Raw genomic sequence first — 20,011 nt, forward strand, 5'->3', positions numbered from 1 at the left:
TGCGTCCTTTAATGAGTGTTGCGGGCGGCTGCCGACGGCGGCGGTAAAGCAATGGGGGTGAGTACCGGTTGACCGGAAAAAAACGCCGTCAGGTTTTTGCCGACCAATTCCACAGTGCCTTGGGTGGCCTCCGGCGACAACCCGGCAACATGCGGGGTCAGAACCACGTTGGCCAGCCCCTTGAGGGCGTCCGGCACCTGGGGTTCGTTATCGAAGACATCCAGCGCGGCGCCAGCAATTCGTCGTTGTTCCAGCGCGCTGATCAGGTCAGCCGTGACGATCACGCTGGCCCGCGCAATGTTGACGATAAATCCGTTGGGCCCTAAAGCGTCGAGTACCTGCCTGTTGATCAAGTGCTGAGTACCGAGCCCGCCGGGCGCGGCAACGATCAGAAAATCCGAATGGCGTGCCAGTTCGGTCGGCGTCGAGCAAAAGCTGTAGGGCACGTCGCTGCGATGCTGGCGGTTGTGGTAACTCACCCTCATATCGAAGCCGTTGGCGGCACGTTTGGCGATAGCGATGCCGACAGCCCCAAGGCCGAGGATGCCCAGGCGTTTGCCGGCCAGGGAAGGGCGCATGATTTTCGGCCACTCGCCCCGACGCACGGCAGCATCGGCCCGAGGAATATCGCGCACCAGTGCCAGCAGCAACGCCATGGCGTGGTCGGCGACGGAAGAGGCATTGACGCCGGCCCCATTGGTGACGGTGATGCCACGGTCGGCGGCGGCTTGCAGGTCGACGTGTTCGTAACCGGCACCGATTACGCAGATGATTTTGAGATTGGGCAGGGCGGCCATTTCATCGGCACGCAGGCCCAATGGACCGCGCGTCAGCACCGCATCGATTTGGCTGCCCTGTCGGGCAATGGCGGCGGCGCGCTCCGCCGGGGTCGGGGCCAGGATCAAATGAAACCCCTGATGTTCGAGAATCGGCAGGTATTCATTGATGGTTTCAACCAGTACCAGAACAGTTGCGGTCATGCTGGGCTCCTGTGGGCAGCGGAATGTCGGGGGTTGAACGTCGTTTCAGGTTGCTGACTCCAGAGCGGTTTGGCAATGGTCAGGGGCTTTGGCTCCCCGGTGTCGGAGCAGACGAAGCCTGCGATCCTTCTAATGACAACACTAGATCATTTGCCCGCGATTCGTAGGAGCGAGGCTTGCCCGCGAAGGCCATCACGCAGACAAACCGCTGAATCGCGTTATCGTTCTTCGCGGGCAAGCATAGGGTTCCATTATTTGTTGGCACGAACTCTCCGAAATTAGGGACCTAGATGGCGATACCTGTCATTCACTTTGGTTTTTCTTTTCAGGAAAACTGGTACAAGCCTTTGATTTAGCATTTTTGTCTGGTGCGCCGTAGCAGGCGACCGCGTCGATGCGGTTTTCTCGCGAGTTCTGTACCGACCTTAGCTGCCCATCGCCATCGCAAAGGACAAAAAATCGATGGGCACAGCCCCATCGTCCAGGTAGCGCGTCAGCGCTACCCAGCGTTTCAGGCTGTAATTGAGGGCTTTGGCAGTGGCCGAGCCGTTGGGCACCAAATCGCGCTGGGCCAACATCCAGTCATGCAGCGTGTTGATTATCGGCGCGGCCTTTTCCTGGCGTATTCGCCAACGATCCTCATCGCTCATGTCTCGGGCCTGCCGCTCAACTTCGTACAAACCGCCAATCGAGTGCAGCGCCTGTTCCGCCAGGAGGCCGGAGTAGATCCTGAGTGTGTTCAATTGGTGACGTAGGCTACCGAGCAAAAATTCATCCTGAGCTACGAGCGTAGTTTCCTTCGTCCCATTCTTGATTAAACCGACGAGTTTGCGGCCGCGTGCGGCGCGCTAAAGAGGGTTGATGCCCTTCAACCAATGAATGGCATTTCCAAGGTCTTTGCGATCCGGGCCATAGTCAGTGCCCAAGGGATTTCCTTGCACGGTTTTCCACCAGTGTCGTACAGGTAGCAGGTTGTTTTGCCACGCTTTCTCTCACGCAAGCGGGGGCTGCCGAGCCGGCATTGTTCCTGAGCACTTTGATGATTGGCGCATGGCCATAACCTGCCCCCATTAGTTAACCAACTCTCTTTAAAAAGTGCGAAAAGATGGAACTTCCGTTCCATCTAGACTCTTTCAGCCGCCAACTTTCTCTGTGCATCAAACAGGTATTCAAAGTACCGGTCCCGAGCGGAAAAAAGTTCGTCTAAAAACCGTGATGGCGCGTTGACTCTCCCCTCCAGGGGAGAGTTTACACTCCCGCGCCGCAGGGAAAGGCTGTAGGAAATCAAGCCTCTTGCGGTACTACTTAATACCCAAGCGCACACTTTAAAGGAGATAGATGATGAACAATCCATTGGAATTGGAGAGCGTTATTACCAGTACTCGCGAAATGCTTGCGCAGTTGCTGGTGATGGAGGTCGATGCTATCGATGAGCATAGCAGTATCGTGGAAGACCTCAGCGCCGACTCTCTGGATATCGTCGACCTGAGTTTTCAGTTGGGCCGCACCTATGGCTGCACCTTGCCGAAAACCAGCGTGCTGGATCACGCGGTAGCGGTTTTTGGCGACGTCACCCTGTTTGTCGACAATGGCCGTATCACCGAAGCCGGTGTGGTGCTTCTCGAACAGAGCCTGAGCGCCTATGCCCCGGGTCAACTGCGGGTCGGTATGCAGCCAGCGGATGTGTTCGCTGCCACCACGGTGCGCAACTGGGCGCAACAGTGCCACAGCGTCTTCAACTACTTGCCCCTGACGTGCCCCGAGTGTGGCGCCGTCGAAGCACGTCTCAATGACCGTCGGCAGGTGGTCTGTTCCGGTTGCAGCGCCCGATTGGTCCCGATGGAAGGGGACGAAATCTCTCGCCAACTGGTGGAAAAGCATGCCGCGTCCCGCTTGCAAGAAACGGCCTAGGAGTTTCTTCATGCGGCTGCGAGAAGTTTATGTCACTGGATACGGACTGGTGGCGCCCATGGCGCTGGACGCTGCCATGCTGTTTTCGCGGATCAGCCAGAAGCGTTCGTGTATTCGTGAACATCCGGTGTTTGCCGAGCTTGGATTTGCAAATACCGCAGCCGGTTATATCGATCACCATCAGTGGCAGGAAATGACCGCTGAGGTTCAGAGCGATGCATTACCGCGACAGAGTGTGCTGGCCGAGTACGTCGCCAGGCAGGCTTTGCAGAATGCAGGTCTGACCCCTTCGGCCTTTGCTCGAGTGGCCAGCGGGTTGTTTCTCGGCTCAAATAAATACTGTGTGAGCCAGGATCTGCAGCAGGCCAGTCGATACATGGACGAAGCAGGCAGTGTGGATCTTGATCTGTATCTGCAAAACCACGAACCAGTGGGCGGAGCGTTTTCTCGTCGGGTCGACCAACAGACCCTGCACCTTGCCCGATTTCTCGGCATTCGCGATCACATTTCTACTCACTCCGATGCCTGTGCTGCCGGGACCATGGCGATAGGCAGCGCGTATCGCGCCATCGAGCGCGGTGAAATCGATCTGGCCATTTGTGGCGCCGTGGAGTTGATGGCCCACGAACTGTCGTACTACAGCTTCGACGGCCTTGGCGCCGTGTGCCAACGCTCCGATTTTGCTGCGGATCAACAGAGCCGCCCGTTCATGCCGGATCGTTGTGGCTTTGTGCTCAGCGAAGGTTCGGCGCTGATCGTTCTCGAATCCAGGTCGCATGCCGAGCGTCGCAAGGCCACCCCGATCGGCCGCATTTTGGGCTACGCCAATTATTGCGAAGCGCAAAAGATCACCTCCAGCAGCCGGGATGGCAGCAAGTACGCCGAATGCATGGCAGCCGCTATTGAAAATGCCGGCCTGACGAGCCGCGCAGTCGAGCACGTCAATACCCATGGAACCTCGACACAGGCCAACGACCGCAGCGAAGCGTTGGCACTCAAGCAGGTATTTGGCGACGCGGTGAGCAACGTGACGTTCACCGCCAACAAATCGGCCATTGGTCATTCCCTGGCGGGCAGTGGCGCCATTGAGGCGGTCCTGTCGCTGATCAGCCTGCACAATGGCGTGTTATTGCCAACGCTCAACTATGACCCGGACAAGGCTGAGTTTCCCGAGCTGAACTTTCTGAGCGAGCCGTTGCATCAGCCGATCAATGTCGTGCTTTCCAACTCGTTCGGCTTCGGTGGCGTCAACAGTTCACTGATTCTGGGGAGGGCATGAGATGAATACACTTGATACAAGACCCGTTTACCTCACGGCCGCCTCGGTGTTCAACGCTGCCGGCAGCGAGTGCGCCGACTTGCACGGCCCGCTGACGATCGCGCAACCCCTGGATTTCGACCCTGCTCGATTGGCCTATTGCGTGAAAACGCCGCGATTGCCCGCCGACGTTTTCGATCGCAAGATTCAGCGCGGTGTCGAGCCTCAAGGCGCACGCTTGTTGTACTGTGCAGGGCGTATCGCCCCGGCGTTGAGTGCCTTGAATCTGCCTTCGCAGCGGATCGCACTCATGGCGGCCATCCCTGAAGTAGATGGCCCCAGCTCTTGTTGGGATGCGGTGCAGGCCATCGGCGAGCAACCCGACGCACTACTCGCGCAGCTCTTTGCCCATACACCACCCCTGCATGCATTGATGATGCTCAATAGCAGCGTCATGGCTCACGTCGCGCAAGCGCTGCACTGCAATGGCCCTATGGGTGGCTTCTGTTCGCAGGGCAATGCCGGTGTCGACGCCTTGATCGAAGCCTTTCATCACATTGCCGACGGTCGCGCTGAAGCGGCTGTCGTGGTCAGCAGCAGTCCTAACATCTCTCCGGCGTTATACCTGCGAGAAAATGCCGAGTGCCCGGTCAACGCCGGTCCGCAGCTTTACGGGGAAGGCGCGGCCGCGGTGTTGTTGACGTCCTCTGCGCCGACATCCGGCCCGATGGCGTTGCGTGTCGCTGGGTTCGGCCGTGGTTATAGCGCGTCGCCCGAGCGCTCGAATGCGGTGGCGAACAGCGTCATCAAGCAGGCATTGAGTCAGGAAAAACTCTGCCTGAGCGACGTCGAACGCATCGTGGCGGATACCCAGGATTCGCGGCTCATGAGCCTGTTCGCAGAGACAGGACGGGTTATTCACAGTTCCCGTCAAATGACGGGCGATCTGGGGGCGAGTGCCTTGCTGACGGAGGTCGCCCTGACGTTTCACGACGATCGTAGTGAACGGGCGCAAGCGCATTACACACTGCTGCTCAATCACAGTCGTGCAGGGCATTGGGGTGCGCTACTGCTAGCCAATGAAGTCATGGAGAAGCACGCATGAGCGCGACAAGGATCGTGATAACCGGTATGGGCGCAGTGACCGGATTCGGTTTCGAATGGCAGTCCATGTGGAAAAAGATGTTACGCGGTGAGCACTGCATACGCCCGTGGCAGCCCGAAGGCGTGAAGGACGGAGCATTTCCGGTGCGCTATGCGGCTCCAGTGGACTCAGGCCTGTTGCCTGATTATTTGCAGGGCCATCCAGCCTGGCAGATGCCCCTGGAAAAACGCAGTCGGTTTGGCTGGGTTGCCGCCAGCCAGGCAGTCACTGACAGTGGTCTGCATCTCGCTCAGCTGCGTGAAGCTGCCGTCTTGTGTGCCTCTGGCGCGCCTGCGCATATGCTCCAGGACATGCTGCTCACATTCTCCGACGAACCTCATGAGACCCCGGCCTGGCGCCACTTGATGGGCCGGGTTGAGCAAGTCAATCCTGCCGGTTCGTTGTGCCAGAGCAACGACCGGCTGGCGCGGCTCATTGCCGACGGAATCGGTTGCGAAGGCCCGGTAATCAACATCAGCAGTGCCTGTGCCGGCGCATCCCAGGCCATCGGAAATGCTTTTCAGATGATTCGACGTGGCGAAGTCGAGGTGGCGATCGCAGGTGGGGCTGACTCTGTGTTGAGCCTGGACACCATGACCGCGCTTTATCTGTTGGGCGCGGCGAGCAGTGAGCAGCGCTGGGGAACCGAGCTTTGCCGGCCTTTCGATCGCCATCGCAGTGGTTTGATTGCGGGCGAGGGTGGTGCCTTTGTCGTACTCGAAACTTTGGAGCGGGCGCTGGCGCGTGGCGCCATCCCCTACGCCGAAGTGCTTGGTTTTGGCAGCAGTCTGGACGGTTACAAGGTGACCGCGCCAGACCCGCAAGGACGTGGCGCGGCCCTGGCGATGCAGACTGCGTTGCACGACGCCGGGATCGCGCCGCAACAGGTAGATCTGATCAACGCTCACGGGACTTCGACGCCTCTCAACGATGCCGCCGAAACCCTGGCGATCAAGGCTGTGTTCGCTGAACGCGAGCACTATCGACGGTTGGCGATCAGCGCCAACAAGTCGCAATTCGGGCATCTGATCGCGGCCGCCGGCGCACCGGAATTTATCGTCACGGCACTGGCCTGTCGGCACGACCGTATTACGCCAACGATCAACCTGCACGACGCCGATGAACTGTGCGACCTGGACTACTGTGCCCATCAGGCGGTCAATCGCCGGGTCGATGTGGCGCTGAGTAACTCATTCGGTTTCGGTGGTCTCAACACCTCGCTAGTGCTTGGCAAATATAGGGAGCACGCATGATGAGGGCTTCCCACACCCAGGTCGCGATTGCCGGTGCTGGCTGCGTATTGCCCAGCGGCTTGGGCGTCGAGAGTTTCTGGTCGGCGGTCTGTGAGTCGCGCAGTGGAATTGCGCCGTTGCACTCCAGGCAGTTTCACAGCGAGCGGGTGACGGCCTTCGGAAAAATTCTGGATGAAGATCACGAGCGCAGCCGTCAGGACCTTGCACAGAATCTGCAGCGCTACTGCTCGCCGGCCGTGATCTGGGGCGTCAGTGCGGTACGCCAGGCCTTGGCCGAAGCAAATCTTGCGCCGGGCCAGGACGGTTTGCGCTATGGCCTCTACTGCTGCCAGGGCGGATTCACCCATCCATCGCTGGCCTCCTATGGTGAATTGCTGCACGAGTGTCGCGGGGGCGAGGGCGCCGATATGCGTCTGTTGGCTCGACGGATTTTGCAGGAGCGGGTGCAGGATCCTTTTCTGGTGCTCAAAGGCCTGAGTAATATCTTGCTGGGTGTGGTCAGTCTGGCCCTCAAGCTGGAGTGCGAATGCAATGCCTATATGCAGGGCGTCTCCGGCAATCTGGCGGCGCTGCGCGAGGCCAGCGCGGCACTGCAGAGCCGGCGAATCGACGCTGCTATCATCGTCGGCTCCGGGAGTGAGCTCGACGCACTGGCCCTTGGCGCGCTGGTGCAGGCGGGTGTCATTAACGCCGACGGCTCGCAAACGTTGCGACCTTTCGATGTGCAAGGTACGGGCGGCATTGCCGGAGAGGGCGCGGCGGCCTTGATCCTGCGCCGACGCGAGGATCTGGGCGATGCCCCGCAGACGTGCCTGCTGGGTATGACCGCGCATGTCGATCTTGACGCGTTGAGCCTGCCCGACAAGCAAGTCGATCTATTGGTGTGCGCGGGCAGTGGCGACCCGCGCAAGGATCGTCAGTTGAGCCAAACCCTGGCCCGTGCAGGTGCTGCACATATCACCAGTGGGCTGCCGGTGACCGGGATTCTCAGCGCGGCCCCCAGTCTGGTCGACCTGATCCTGGCCCGCGGAGCCCTGCAGGCCCAAAGCGTACCGCCGATTCTCGGTTTGCAGCGGCCAGTCGCTGCGCACTTGCCCTTTGTGATGGACGCCAGTCGCTCGGCGATCCTGCGCGACTGTTTGGTCATCAACCGCGACGACAACGGTTTCAGTGCTTGTTACCAACTCCAGTACAGCGCCCAGGCAGCCAGCGCCTGACGCTTTTTTTGTGAACCGCTTTCTTCTTTCAAGGGATATGACTGTCATGGATTACCGTAATTTCGTTCGCCCCAAGTTCGTTGAACTGCTGCAGGCGCTGGGCCTGGAGTGCGAGTTCCAGCGGGCTCTGGGTAGTAAATTGTTCTATCGCGACCGCAACGGCGCACAAGTCACCGTTACCGACTTTCTCGGTGGCTACGGCGCAGCCTTGTTCGGACACAACGATCCGCAGTTCGTCGACCAGCTCTGCACCCTGCTGCGCAACGACGTGCCTTTCAATGCGCAAATGTCGATACGCGGTACGGCGGGAGAGTTGGGTCGTGCGCTCAGCGAAGCCTTCAATCGCGAGTTGAAGAACACTGAACGGTACATTTCGACCTTCTCCAACAGCGGTGCCGAAGCGGTGGAAATCGCCGTCAAGCATGCTGAGTATCGTCGTCAGAAAACCCTGCAAAAGCAGTTCGATGACCTGGATTTTGCCCTAGCCAAACTGACAGCCAGTGACAGGGCTTACCGGGAACTGGATGTCGATGACCTTGATCTGCCCAAAGGCCTGCTACCGGCCCACCTCAAGAGTGTAACGGTACGTCAGGTGGTCGAGGCGGTGCGTCAGCACAACCTGGCGCAGCTGCATGTGGAGCCTGTGTTCGTCGCGCTGCGCGGCAGCTTCCATGGCAAGCTGGTCAACACCGTGCAGTTGACTTACGGCAAGCAATATCGCCAACCGTTCGCCCGTTTCGGTCTGAACGTCGAGTTCATCGATCCGCAACAGCCGCATCAACTCCAGGAACTGCCGGCTCGCCATACCCGTCACTGGCTGACCCTGCAGTGGAGCGGTGAGCAGTTACTGGTCGGTCGGCAGGCGTTCAGTGCAATCACCGCGGTGTTGCTTGAGCCTATTCAGGGGGAAGGCGGAATCATCGAGTTCGCCGCGGATTTCTACCTCGCGTTGCGACGTCTGTGTAACGAACAGCAATGTCCGTTGATCGTCGACGAAGTGCAGTCGGGTTTCGGACGTACCGGCACCTTCCTGGCCAGCAGCCATTTCAATCTACAAGGCGATTACTATTGCCTGTCCAAGGCACTGGGCGGTGGCTTGATGAAGATTGCAGCGACCGTGATCCGCAGCAGTCACTATGAAAACGACTTCAGCTATATCCACAGCTCGACGTTCGCCGAAGACGATGCGTCTTGTCATATCGCGCTGTCGGCGCTGAATCGTCTGTTCGCCGACGACAATGCCATGCTCAAGGACGTGCACAACAAGGGCGAATACCTCAAGACGTCGTTGCTCGAACTGAAGGCTGCCTATCCCGATGTGATCGCCGATGTCCGCGGCCGAGGATTGTTGCTCGGCTTCGAACTGCACGACCAAAGCGGTAACAGCTCACTGGTACAGGCCTCGGCCCAGTACAACGATGCATTGGGTTATCTCATCGCCGGCTACCTGCTGCAGTTCGAAGCGTTACGCGTGGCGCCATCGGGCAGCAACTCCAACGTGATCCGCCTGGAGCCGCCGGCCTGCATCACCTTCGCTGAAATCGACGGGTTGATCAGCGCGCTGCAAAAAGTCTTCGACATGCTTCGCCGAGGCGATGCCTTTGCGCTGGCGGCGACTATTTGTGCCGATTCGATCCCTGTTGTGCCGGTGCGTGACGACAGTTTCCAGGTGTGCGCCGACGAAATCAAAGCCGACCAAGGCTCACGGGTCGTCGCTCGTGTCGCTTTCATCAACCACCTGATCGATGCCGACATTCTTGGCGATGTCGACCCGTCGTTAGGACAGCTGAGCACCGAACAGAAAAGCGCTTTCATGAAGCGCACTGCACCAGAACGACGGGCTGCGCCGATCGGGCCGGTGCTCATTCGTTCGCGGCTCGGTACTGCGGTGGAGTTCACCCTGTATCCATTGTGCATGGACTCCAACGCCATGGCGGACTACATCGTCAGCGGTGATCTGGACGTCATTCGCGAAGAGGTCGGCAACCGCATTCTCGATGCGCGCGCCGATGGTTACAGCGTCGCCGGACTGGGGATGTACACCTCCATCGTGACCAACAACTGTCAGGCGCTGAAGATCCCGGATATGGCCCTGACATCCGGCAACGCCTTGACCATCGGCATGGGGCTGGAGGCCATCGAGCAAGGCTGCAAGCAACAACGACTTGAGTTGCATGAGCAAACCGCGGCCGTGGTCGGGGCTTCCGGCAACGTGGCTTCAACCTACGCGTCCATGCTGTCGGCCACGGTCGATCACCTGATCCTGATCGGCAGCGGTCGCGACGGCTCGGTGCGTCGTCTGGAGAAAACCGCACAGTTGATCTATGCCGACGCCGCCCGGTCGATCCTCGAGGGCAACGCCGAACAGGACCGATTGGCGATGCGTCTGCTCAAGCTCGACGGCATCGAGACATTGCTCAAGGACCATGGCAGCAGCCCGGACCTGGGTCTACGTGTCTCGCGGCTGGTGCAGGAGCATGTCGGAGTGAATGCGTTCATCACCGTCACCAATGATCTGGAAGCACTCAAGCGAGCCCGCATCGTGCTATGTGCGGCAAACGCTGCGCAGCCGTTCCTGGATGCCGGGCATTTTGCCGAGAACAGTGTGATCTGCGATATCGCGGTGCCGTTGAACGTTGATCAGGCGCTTTGCAGTCAGCGTGCGGATGTTCTTTACATGCATGGCGGCATTGTCCAGACACCGCTCGGCGATGGGCTCGCGCCGAATGTCCGGGCGTATCTGAAACAGGGGCAGTTGTATGCCTGCATGGCTGAGTCGGTCCTGATGGGGTTGTCGGGGATGAAGCAGCATTACTCCTACGGCGATATCAGCCGTGAGCAAGTGCAGCAGATCCGCGCATTGGCGGCGATCCATGGCTTCGGCCTCGCTCAGTTCAAGACCAACAACTCACTCTAAGGAACGGCCATGAGCCACAAAATAGCGGTAGTGACCGGGGGCAGTCGCGGCATCGGCAAAGCCATTGTCCTGGCACTGGCCGGCGCCGGTTATCAGATTGCTTTCAGTTATGTGCGTGACGAAGAGGCTGCGATGGCGCTGCGTGCCGAGGTCGAGGCCATGGGGCGCGAGTGCCTGGCGTCGCAATGCGACGTCAAGGACGGCAACAGCATCAAGGGCTTTTTCGAGCGCGTCGAACAGCAGTTCGAGCGCATTGATTTGCTGGTCAATAACGCCGGGATAACGCGCGATGGTTTGCTGGCAACGCTGTCGATCAATGACATCACCGAAGTGATCCAGACCAACCTGATCGGCACCTTGCTCTGCTGTCAGCGGGTCGTGCCCGGCATGATGCGCCAACGTAGCGGCTGTATCATTAACCTGAGCTCTGTGGCCGCACAAAAGCCCGGCAAGGGCCAAAGCAACTATGCCGCCGCCAAGGGCGGGGTCGAGGGGCTGACCCGCGCCCTGGCCGTTGAGCTGGCGCCGCGTAACATCCGCGTCAACGCAGTTGCCCCAGGCATCGTCAATACCGACATGACGGCGGCGTTGCTGGGGGCTCACGAGCAGGAAGTCCAGTCGCGACTGTTGATCAAACGCTTGGCCGAGCCCCAGGAAATTGCCGAGGCGGTGCTGTACATCGCCGAGCGTGGGCATTACTTGACGGGCGAAGTGTTGTCCGTCAACGGCGGGTTGAAAATGCCATGAGCTCGCCACGAACGCTTTTGATCACGGGGGCGGCTAAAGGTATCGGTAGGGCGGTGGCGGAAAACTTTGCCACCGATGCTGGAAACCGTCTGATTCTGCTCGATCTGGATCTGCCGCAGTTACAGGACTGGGTGGCGGGGCAGGTGTTTGCCGCGAGCATCGAAACCTATAGGGCCGACATTGCCGACCTTGCCAGTTTACAAGTGCTGTTCAAGACGCTGGCCACGCGTCTCGGTTATGTCGATGTACTGGTGAACAGTGCCGGTGTCTGCGACGAGAACGAGCCCGAGGATCTGGACAACTGGCACAAGGTGATTTCGGTCAACCTGAACGGCACGTTCTATGTCACCTCACTGTGCCTGCCGCTGATGGCGGACCGCGGGCGGATCATCAATATGTCGTCGATTCTGGGGCGCGCCGGCAAGGTGCGTAACACCGCTTACTGCGCTTCCAAGCACGGCATCATCGGCCTGACCAAGGCGTTGGCGATGGATCTGGCGCCCCGCCAGATCACCGTCAATGCAATCCTGCCGGCCTGGATCGACACACCGATGTTGCAGGGCGAGCTGGCGGCTCAAGCCCGTATTGCGGGGATCAGCCAAGAGCAGATCTTGCGCAACGCGAAGAAAAAATTGCCGCTGCGACGTTTCATCCAGGGTGATGAAGTGGCGGCGATGGTGCGTTACCTGGCGAGCCCCGAAGCAGGAGGCGTCACGGCGCAGAGCCTGATGATCGATGGCGGCGTCGGGTTGGGAATGTAGTCATGGCCAGAGAGCGATTCAGGCAGGGGCTGGCTGCCGTGCTGGTCTGCCTGGGCCCGGAGTTGGCCAGGGCCGACATCACGCCGGCCCATGCCGATGCTGAAGTCGGCGTGGCCACCGCGCTGCGTTTGCACGGTGACGACCAGATCACCCAGAAGGCCGTCTACTTCAAGGCCAATCTGGAGGACAACTGGGACAGCGGCTATTACAAGGCCAAAGGCCGGGTGCGTTATGACGCCCGCTATGACGGCAATAACCCCTACAGCCAGGAAGCCCGGGAAGACTACCGCTTCAGCGCCGACTGGCGGCATTTGTACTGGGGACAATACGTCGGTGACGGTGAGCTGACAGTGGGTTGGCAGCAGGTGGTCTGGGGCCGCGCGGATGAACTACGAGTGCTCGATCAGATCAACCCGCTCGACTTCCGCGAGGGCCTGACTGCCCTGCTTGAAGACAGCCGCATTGCGGTGCCTATGGTGCGCCTGACCCAGCCGGTGGGCGAGTGGGAACTGGAAGCTCTGTGGGTTACCGACTTTGTGAAAAACCAGGCACCGGCCCAAGGCAGCGAGTTCGACGCTCCGCTGTTCGCCCGGCCGGACCCGGCGACGTTCATCGTCGACTCCACGCCCGACTACATCGCTCCACATGGTTTCTCCTATGGTGTGAGCGCCAACGGCCAGATCGGCGCGGTGGACGCCAGCTTCGTCGCACTCAATGCCCGTCAGCAAGATCCGGTGTATGCGGTCGAGGGTGTGGCCGACGATCAGCGAATTCGCCTGGAACGACAGTTCCCGCGTTACAGCATGGGCGGTGCCGGCCTGGCGATCGATGCCGGGCACAGTATTGTCGTGCGTAGCGAGGTGGCCTATTTCGACGACTGGCGAGTGACCAACCCCTACCGTCAGTACGGCAGTGATGAGAGTCCGATGATCAAGTCGCTGCTTGGCGTCGACTATCTGCTGCGCAACTGGCTGATCTCCGTGCAATGGCAGGAACAGCAACTGCTCGACTGGCAAGTCGGGATGTTGCAGGACAAACGTGACGATCTATTCACCCTGTCCGCCGAAGGCACCCACCTGCGGGACCGACTCAAGAGCCGGCTGGCGCTGGTCATGTCACCGCCGGCCAAAGACGACGCGTTGCTGCAGGGCATCTTCACCTACAAACCGGCCGACTGGCTCAAGCTTGGGCTGGAGGTGGATGTGTTTTTTGGCAAGGAGGACCGACCCTTTGGCGAATACGACCAGCGCGATCAGGTTCGGCTTTCGGCAGGTTATTTGTTTTAAACATACAGGTTCTGAACCTACAGCGCCTGCGTGCACAGTGCGCCGGCGAGCCACTCACTCACATGATGAAAAGGAAATTTCTATGTTGCCGCTATTCAAGAGCCTGACGGTTGGTGTGTTGATGCTGACGAGTGCTTCGGTGTTTGCCGCCCAGGGCCAGAGCGCTGATGAAATCATCCGCCAGGCCAGAGACCGCAACGACGGCAAGAGCTTCATGTCGCAGGTGTCGTTGGTCCTGCTCGATAAGCAGGGCAACAGCCGGGTGCGCGAGTTCAGCTACCTGCAGAAGGATTATCCGGACAGCGACAAGTTCACCATGTATTTCTCGGCGCCCAACGACGTGCGCGATGTCGCCTTCCACATTGAAAACCCCCACGAAGCATTGGGCGCCGAAGACAGTCAATGGATGTACTTGCCGGTCAGCCGGCAGACCCGGCGCATCTCCACCACCGACAAGCGCGGCGCCTTCATGGGCAGTGATTATTCCTATGCTGACCTGGACAAGATCCGGGCCAACGATTACCGCCAGACTCTGGTCGCGGAGGAGAACATTGCCGGCCGGGATTGTTATGTCATCGAGCGCGCGCCAGCGTCTGCGCAAGTCCTGGCCAAGACCGGCTACAACATGCTCAAGGTCTGGATCGACAAAAAGAATCTGCTGGTCATGCGTCAGGATTTCTTCGATGTCAAAGGCGTGATGTTCAAACAGATGCGCACACTGAAAGTCGAGACTGTCGATCAGATCGACAGCATCACCCTGAGCGAAACCGAAGACTTCATCGCGGGCACTCGCTCCCAGCTGCGTTTCAACCAGTTGCAGTACAACGTCGAGCTGGACGACCGGCTGTTTATCCAGACCGCCATCAAACGCGGCCTGAAGTCCGGCGACCTGCCTGAGTTTTCCGTGTCCGCTCGCTAAGAGCTGCCCCGACCTTTCTGGAACGCATGATCATGGAACGATACCTGAACTTCGTTGAGCGCTATGCGCGGGCGATTGTGTTTGTGCTAGTGGCGATCACCGCCTACTTCACCTACACACTCGGCTCGCTGATGTCGGATACCAATCCTTATTTACTCAAGGAATCCCATCCGGCGCGCAAAACCATTCTCGACCTTCAGCACGAATTCACCGGTACCTACGACTCGGTCATGGTGGCGCTGAACAATCGGCAGAGTGTCTTCAACAGTGAATCGCTCAATGCCCAGTTCGAGCTCTCGCAAGCCCTGCGGCGCCTAATGCTGGCCAACGCGCAGGATGAAGTCGAACTGCAGCGCATTGTTGGCAAGCATGGGGCGGACAGTCGCGCCCAGCTGTTGGCCGCGGATATCCTCAGCGAAGGTTTTTCCCAGAACGATTACGCCCAGGCCCAGGTTTTGCGCGATCACGCCCGTAGCCAGGGCTGGGATCCGCGTGACCAGCAGTTCCTCGGTTTTCTCGTCGAGCGGATCAACCCGATCAAGGAAATGGCCTCCATGGCCGACTTGGAAAACATCAGCCTGAGCCCCGATGGCGAACTGTGGATTCACAAGACCCTGCATGGCCTGGACATGGACCCCAAGGTCGTCGAAGCGCAGATCATGGGCAACGAACAGATGGTCGGTGGGGTCGTCTCTGCCGACAAGAAAGTCGCCATGGTGGTCGCCGAACTCGGGACCAAACAGGACGACGCCCAGGCTCAACTACGCGCCTATCACCAGGTTCGTCAGATCGTCGCGGACTACCAGGCCAAACATCCGCAATTCACCGATGAGGTATTCATCGCCGGGATGCCGATCTTTATCGCGGCACAGCAGGAGATCATCGATCATGACCTGGCTTTGTTGTTCCCGATCGTGTTCCTGCTGGTGACTTCGCTGCTGGTGTTCTTTTTCCGCAAGCCTTTGGGTGTGCTTCTGCCGCTGTTCAATATCCTCTTCTGCACCATTTGGACCTTGGGCCTGATGGCGCTGTTTCGGGTACCGATGGACCTGCTGACCAGCGTGTTGCCGGTCTTTTTGTTCACCATTTGCTGCGCCGATGCGATCCATGTGATGGCCGAGTATTACGAGCAGCTCAACGCCGGCAAGTCTTATCGCGAGGCCAACCGCGAGACCATGCGGATGATGGTTACTCCGGTGGTGCTGACCACAGTGACCACCATCGCTACGTTCATGATTTCCACCACCAACAATATCGTCAGCATTCGCAATTTCGGCCTCTTCATGTCCATCGGGCTGACGGCGGCCTTGATCATTTCCCTGTTGTTGATCCCGGCGTGGATTTCCATCTGGGGCAAGGATCAGCCGCGGCGCAAAACCGTCCACAAAGAGTCGATCATCTCGCGATACCTGGTAGCGTTCTGTGCGCGCTTGATCCGCTGGCGCAAGCCAGTCCTGATTGTCACCTTGCCGTTGTTGGCGCTGATGACGGTTTTCACCTTCCTGGTCAATATCGAGGACTCAGGGATTGCCTACTTCAAGAAGGACAGCCCGGTCCGGGTCTCGGATGAGTTCATCAACCGGGCTCATGTCGCCGGCACGTCTCCCGGCTGGATCGCCTTCGATAGCAAGACCCCGCGAGGTGTCCTGACCACCGAGGTGGTGCAGTTCCTCGACCGGCTCGACCAGTTCATCAAGTCCCAGCCGAACGTCAGTTACACCTATTCGGTGGCGACTTACGTCAAGCGTATGAACCTGGTGCTCAATGACATGAATCCTGACTATCTGCGCGTGCCGCAAGTGCTGGAGCATGTGAAGTCGGTCAACGATGAGGGGCAGACAGAAACGTTTGAGGTGGACGGCAACTCGCTGATCGAGCAACACATCATGATGTTCGAGAACGGCGGCGGCTCTGACTTGCAGAACGTGCTCAATGCCGACTATTCCAAGGCGCTGACGCTTTACACCATGACCTCTTCGGTCGCCAGCGATTACCAGGACATGCTCGATCGCCTGGATGCCTGGTTGCTGGTGAACAAGCCGGCCAACCTGCAGGTGACTCATGCCGGGACGCCTTACATCTGGACCGGAGTGTTGCAGGAAATCACCCAGGGCCAGGTGCTGAGCTTCTCTCTGGCGCTGCTGGTGGTCACGCTGATGATGATGTACTGGTTGAAGTCGGTACGCCTGGGCATTCTTGGCATGCTCACGCTGCTGACCACCTCGGTGACGGTCTATGGCTGTATGTATCTGCTGGACATCGAGCTGAATATCGGCACGACGCTGGTGACGTTCCTGGTGGTGGGGGTGGTCGATTACGCCGTACACCTGCTGTCGCGGATCAAGTTGCTGGTTCAGCAAGGCGTGCATGTCGATGAGGCTATTCTCACGGCCATGCACAGCGTCGGGCGGTCGACCGTGGTCAATGTGGTGATTTTTTCGGTGGGGTTCCTCGCGTTACTGTTTTCCGCCTACAAGCCGGTCATTGACCTGGGAACGCTGGTGGCGCTGGCGCTATTCTCCAGCGGGGTGATGACCATCTTGCTGGTGACATTGATATCGCCGTGGTTCTTCGCGGCAATCGTTCCTGAGCCGCCGGAGGGTGAACGCGAGTACCTATTGCGTGACGGCGCTTTGAGTTAAGCGCAAGGACTGCTGTTGCAACGGGTTACGCCGGCATTCGGTTTTCAGGAACCACTCATTGCCGGCGTGCCTTGGCAGCACAAAGCGGGCTAATAGCCGTCTCGGATCTGTGCAATGGGTTGATGGTGTTCAGGCGATTTTAGTGATGTGTTCGAACTGGCATTGATTCTGAGCGTCCTTGAGGTTGACTTCGAATTCGACCAACCCCGCATGCACCTGCTGCAACGCTTCAATCTGGGTCATCAATTCCTGTTTTTTGTCCGCTATAGCTTTGTTCGCCAGGTCCCATGGCAGCTCCTGGCCCCTGTGGTCCTGCAGGATCGCTTGCATTTCCTTGAGCTTGAAACCCAGTTGCTGGGCGCACTTGATGAACGTCAGCAGCTCAACGCTCTGCTGGCTATAGATTCGATATTTGCCTTCGCGCTGTGGCGGCGGTAACAAGCCGATTTCTTCATAGTGCCGGATACTCTTGACCGTAGTGCCCGACAGCTGGGCGGCTTTGCCGATATACATGAAAAGTCCTTTTTATGTGCAGAAAGAGCCCGAGCATTCACGCGTCTGGCCGCGGGCGCGGCATCTTTACACAAGCATGCCGAGACTGGAACCCGGACGGGTCAAATGGCGGGGTGTGTAGGGCGCAGGATGGGTCGAAGCCGGCATCGCCCGCTGCAAGGCGATGCTGCACAGTGCGAGAGCTTCAGTTGCTGGCGATCGCCTGGGCTTGCCTGAGCCAGGCGTCCCTTTGCGTCGGCTTCGAGCCGAGGATCGGGCCAAACGTCAGGGTCTTCAATGGCTTGATGCCACAGAACTCCAGCGTGGTCTTGCGCATCTGGTGCAGTCCGGGCATGCGGTAGACCCACTTGTAGTACCACGGAGGAGTATCCATGGTCACCAGCAGGTGAGCGGTTCGTCCTTTCAGGAGTTTGTCTGGAAAGGCTTTGCCTTTGCGGTATTTGAAGGCAAAACCGGGCAGGAAAACCCGGTCGAAAAAGCCTTTCATCAAGGCCGGAATACCGCCCCACCAGATCGGATAGACAAACGTCAGATGTTCAGCCCAGGTGATATCGGCCTGGGCTTTGAGCAGATCGGGCTCCAGCATCTGGATCAGGTTGTAACCATCGTGTAGCACCGGGTCGAAGCTCAGAGCATCGAGTCGTAACAGGCGCACGTCGTGTCCGGCACTTTTTGCAGCCTCGACATATGTATCGGTCAGCGCTCCACAGAAACTATCGGTTGAGGGGTGACCCAGAATCACCAGTACTCGTTTGCTCATCAGACTTGCTCCTGAAAATGGAACCTTCAGGGTAGAGTCTGCCCTTAACGGGAGAGTCAATGGGGGCTGATCTGAAAAACTACGGCAAGCCTCGCTCCTACAGGAGAACGCGTGTTTCGCTGCATCTGATCCGCATAACCATTCCTCAGCTAAGTCTTTGCTTCTGTTGATTAATCCCGGACAATCGCGCCCCTGTTTCGGCCAGGGCGCTGCCTGTCGGGTTTTTCCGACTCGTCCTGACCGGGTGGCAAGTGACCGGAAAGCGGAGATCCGACCGGATGAATGATCAGGCCAATAGCGTCGACGAACGCTATGTAGCGGCAACACCAGCGAGCCTAGAAAGCTGGAATCGCCATGACACCACCTGGATGCTGGGCCTGTTTGGCACGGCAATCGGGGCCGGTACCCTGTTTTTGCCGATCAACGCGGGGCTGGGCGGCTTCTGGCCGCTGCTGATCCTGGCGGTGCTGGCATTCCCTATGACGTTTTACGCCCACCGTGGCCTGACCCGCTTTGTATTGTCCGGCCGCGAAGGCGCCGACATCACCGAAGTGGTGGAAGAACATTTCGGCATCAAGGCCGGCGCGTTGATCACGTTGCTGTACTTCTTCGCGATCTTCCCGATCCTGCTGATCTATAGCGTGGCCCTGACCAACACCGTGGGCAGTTTCCTCGAACATCAACTGCACATCATGCCGCCACCGCGCGCCGTGCTGTCGTTCGTATTGATTCTCGGCCTGTTGGCGGTGGTGCGTTGCGGCGAACAGGTGATCGTCAAGGCCATGAGCCTGATGGTGTATCCGTTCATCGTCGCGCTGCTGTTTTTGGCGGTGTTCCTGGTTCCGCACTGGAATGGCGGCATCCTCAGCACCGCATCCACGCTGCCTGAGTCGTCGGCGCTGCTGCACACGCTGTGGCTGGCGATTCCGGTGATGGTGTTCTCGTTCAACCATTCGCCGATCATCTCGGCGTTCGCGGTGGACCAGAAGCGTCGCTACGGCGCGCATGCCGAAGAGCGCAGCTCGCAGATCCTGTCCCGCGCCCACCTCTTGATGGTGGTGATGGTGCTGTTCTTCGTCTTCAGCTGCGTGCTGACCCTGTCGCCGGCGCAACTGGCGGAAGCCAAGGCGCAGAACCTGTCGATCCTGTCGTACCTGGCCAACCACTTCAGCAACCCGACCATCGCCTTCGCGGCGCCGTTGATTGCCTTTGTGGCTATTTCCAAGTCTTTCCTGGGCCACTACATCGGCGCCAGCGAAGGCTTGAAGGGCCTGATCATCAAGAGCGGCAAACGCCCTGCACCGAAGACGCTGGACCGCATGACCGCGGCGTTCATGCTGGTGGTCTGCTGGATCGTTGCGACCCTGAACCCGAGCATTCTCGGCATGATCGAAACCCTCGGTGGCCCGATCATCGCGGCGATCCTGTTCTTGATGCCGATGTACGCAGTCCGCAAGGTTCCGGCGATGGCGCGTTTTCGTGGTCAGGCCTCCAACGTCTTCGTGACGGCGGTGGGCCTGGTGGCGATTTCGGCGTTGATCTACTCCCTGACGGCCTGACACATACCCCGTAGGAGCGAGGCTTGCCCGCGAATCAGTCGCCTCGGTCCATCAGGCATACCGCGTTTTCGTTCTTCGCGGGGCAAGCCTCGCACCTACGGGGTTCAGGGCAACCTGATCCAGAGCACACCATTCCAGGGTATT

The 20,011-nt window shown here is 59.0% G+C and carries 15 protein-coding genes and 2 pseudogenes; 13 read left to right on the plus strand and 4 right to left on the minus strand.

What is annotated here, in order from left to right; genetic code table 11:
* Positions 1-8: 8 nt before the first annotated feature.
* Positions 9-980 (minus strand): 2-hydroxyacid dehydrogenase, encoded by a 972-nt coding sequence (locus tag AC1RQB_RS13585; protein WP_008067857.1) that lies wholly within the window; start codon positions 978-980, stop codon positions 9-11.
* A 458-nt stretch (positions 981-1,438) separates the two neighbouring features.
* Positions 1,439-1,693: pseudogene (locus tag AC1RQB_RS13590) on the minus strand (IS66 family transposase); the annotation flags it as partial.
* Here AC1RQB_RS13590 and AC1RQB_RS13595 point away from each other — a divergent pair.
* The 12 genes and pseudogenes from AC1RQB_RS13595 to AC1RQB_RS13650 form a co-directional block, all read left to right on the plus strand.
* Positions 1,685-1,798 (plus strand): annotated as a pseudogene (locus tag AC1RQB_RS13595) (NIPSNAP family protein); the annotation flags it as partial. The pseudogenes AC1RQB_RS13590 and AC1RQB_RS13595 sit on opposite strands and share 9 nt — an antisense overlap.
* A gap of 523 nt (positions 1,799-2,321) precedes the next feature.
* Positions 2,322-2,891 carry an acyl carrier protein gene (locus AC1RQB_RS13600; RefSeq protein WP_063343447.1) on the plus strand — a complete coding sequence of 190 codons (570 nt, stop codon included), beginning with the start codon at positions 2,322-2,324 and terminating at the stop codon, positions 2,889-2,891.
* A 10-nt stretch (positions 2,892-2,901) separates the two neighbouring features.
* Complete coding sequence (locus AC1RQB_RS13605; protein ID WP_063343448.1) at positions 2,902-4,170, plus strand: beta-ketoacyl-[acyl-carrier-protein] synthase family protein; 1,269 nt, start codon at positions 2,902-2,904, stop codon at positions 4,168-4,170.
* 1 nt (position 4,171) lies between these two features.
* The gene (locus tag AC1RQB_RS13610; protein ID WP_063343449.1) at positions 4,172-5,254 is read left to right on the plus strand and encodes a beta-ketoacyl-[acyl-carrier-protein] synthase family protein; all 1,083 of its coding nucleotides are present in this window, start codon (positions 4,172-4,174) and stop codon (positions 5,252-5,254) included.
* Positions 5,251-6,546: a beta-ketoacyl-[acyl-carrier-protein] synthase family protein gene (locus AC1RQB_RS13615; protein WP_063343450.1), complete on the plus strand. Its 1,296-nt coding sequence runs from the start codon at positions 5,251-5,253 to the stop codon at positions 6,544-6,546. The genes AC1RQB_RS13610 and AC1RQB_RS13615 overlap by 4 nt, the downstream gene beginning before the upstream one ends.
* The gene (locus tag AC1RQB_RS13620) at positions 6,546-7,763 is read left to right on the plus strand and encodes a beta-ketoacyl synthase N-terminal-like domain-containing protein (protein WP_063343451.1); all 1,218 of its coding nucleotides are present in this window, start codon (positions 6,546-6,548) and stop codon (positions 7,761-7,763) included. Before AC1RQB_RS13615 ends, AC1RQB_RS13620 begins: the two co-directional genes overlap by 1 nt.
* Before the next feature lie 46 nt (positions 7,764-7,809).
* A complete protein-coding gene (locus AC1RQB_RS13625) occupies positions 7,810-10,680 on the plus strand; it encodes an aminotransferase class III-fold pyridoxal phosphate-dependent enzyme (RefSeq protein WP_063343452.1) in 2,871 nt (956 codons plus the stop codon).
* Positions 10,681-10,689: 9 nt separating this feature from the next.
* A complete protein-coding gene (locus AC1RQB_RS13630) occupies positions 10,690-11,427 on the plus strand; it encodes a 3-oxoacyl-ACP reductase family protein (protein ID WP_207267327.1) in 738 nt (245 codons plus the stop codon).
* Positions 11,424-12,188: an SDR family NAD(P)-dependent oxidoreductase gene (locus AC1RQB_RS13635; protein ID WP_063343453.1), complete on the plus strand. Its 765-nt coding sequence runs from the start codon at positions 11,424-11,426 to the stop codon at positions 12,186-12,188. The genes AC1RQB_RS13630 and AC1RQB_RS13635 overlap by 4 nt, the downstream gene beginning before the upstream one ends.
* A 2-nt stretch (positions 12,189-12,190) precedes the next feature.
* Positions 12,191-13,474, plus strand: a complete 1,284-nt coding sequence (locus AC1RQB_RS13640) for a DUF1302 family protein (RefSeq protein ID WP_063343454.1) — start codon at positions 12,191-12,193, stop codon at positions 13,472-13,474.
* A gap of 82 nt (positions 13,475-13,556) precedes the next feature.
* Entirely contained in the window at positions 13,557-14,393 is an 837-nt protein-coding gene (locus AC1RQB_RS13645) for an outer membrane lipoprotein-sorting protein (protein ID WP_063343455.1), read from the plus strand.
* A gap of 32 nt (positions 14,394-14,425) precedes the next feature.
* Entirely contained in the window at positions 14,426-17,035 is a 2,610-nt protein-coding gene (locus AC1RQB_RS13650) for an efflux RND transporter permease subunit (protein WP_063343955.1), read from the plus strand.
* A gap of 129 nt (positions 17,036-17,164) precedes the next feature.
* Here AC1RQB_RS13650 and AC1RQB_RS13655 read toward each other — a convergent pair whose 3' ends face one another.
* Positions 17,165-17,548 (minus strand): MerR family transcriptional regulator, encoded by a 384-nt coding sequence (locus tag AC1RQB_RS13655; RefSeq protein ID WP_063343456.1) that lies wholly within the window; start codon positions 17,546-17,548, stop codon positions 17,165-17,167.
* A 184-nt stretch (positions 17,549-17,732) separates the two neighbouring features.
* The gene (locus AC1RQB_RS13660) at positions 17,733-18,311 is read right to left on the minus strand and encodes an NAD(P)H-dependent oxidoreductase (protein ID WP_178076720.1); all 579 of its coding nucleotides are present in this window, start codon (positions 18,309-18,311) and stop codon (positions 17,733-17,735) included.
* Positions 18,312-18,586: 275 nt separating this feature from the next.
* On the opposite strand from AC1RQB_RS13660, the gene AC1RQB_RS13665 reads away from it, so the two are divergent.
* Positions 18,587-19,867: a serine/threonine transporter gene (locus AC1RQB_RS13665; RefSeq protein WP_063343458.1), complete on the plus strand. Its 1,281-nt coding sequence runs from the start codon at positions 18,587-18,589 to the stop codon at positions 19,865-19,867.
* Positions 19,868-20,011: the final 144 nt, after the last annotated feature.

This window comes from Pseudomonas sp. GW822-FHT02E03 (genome assembly GCF_058802325.1).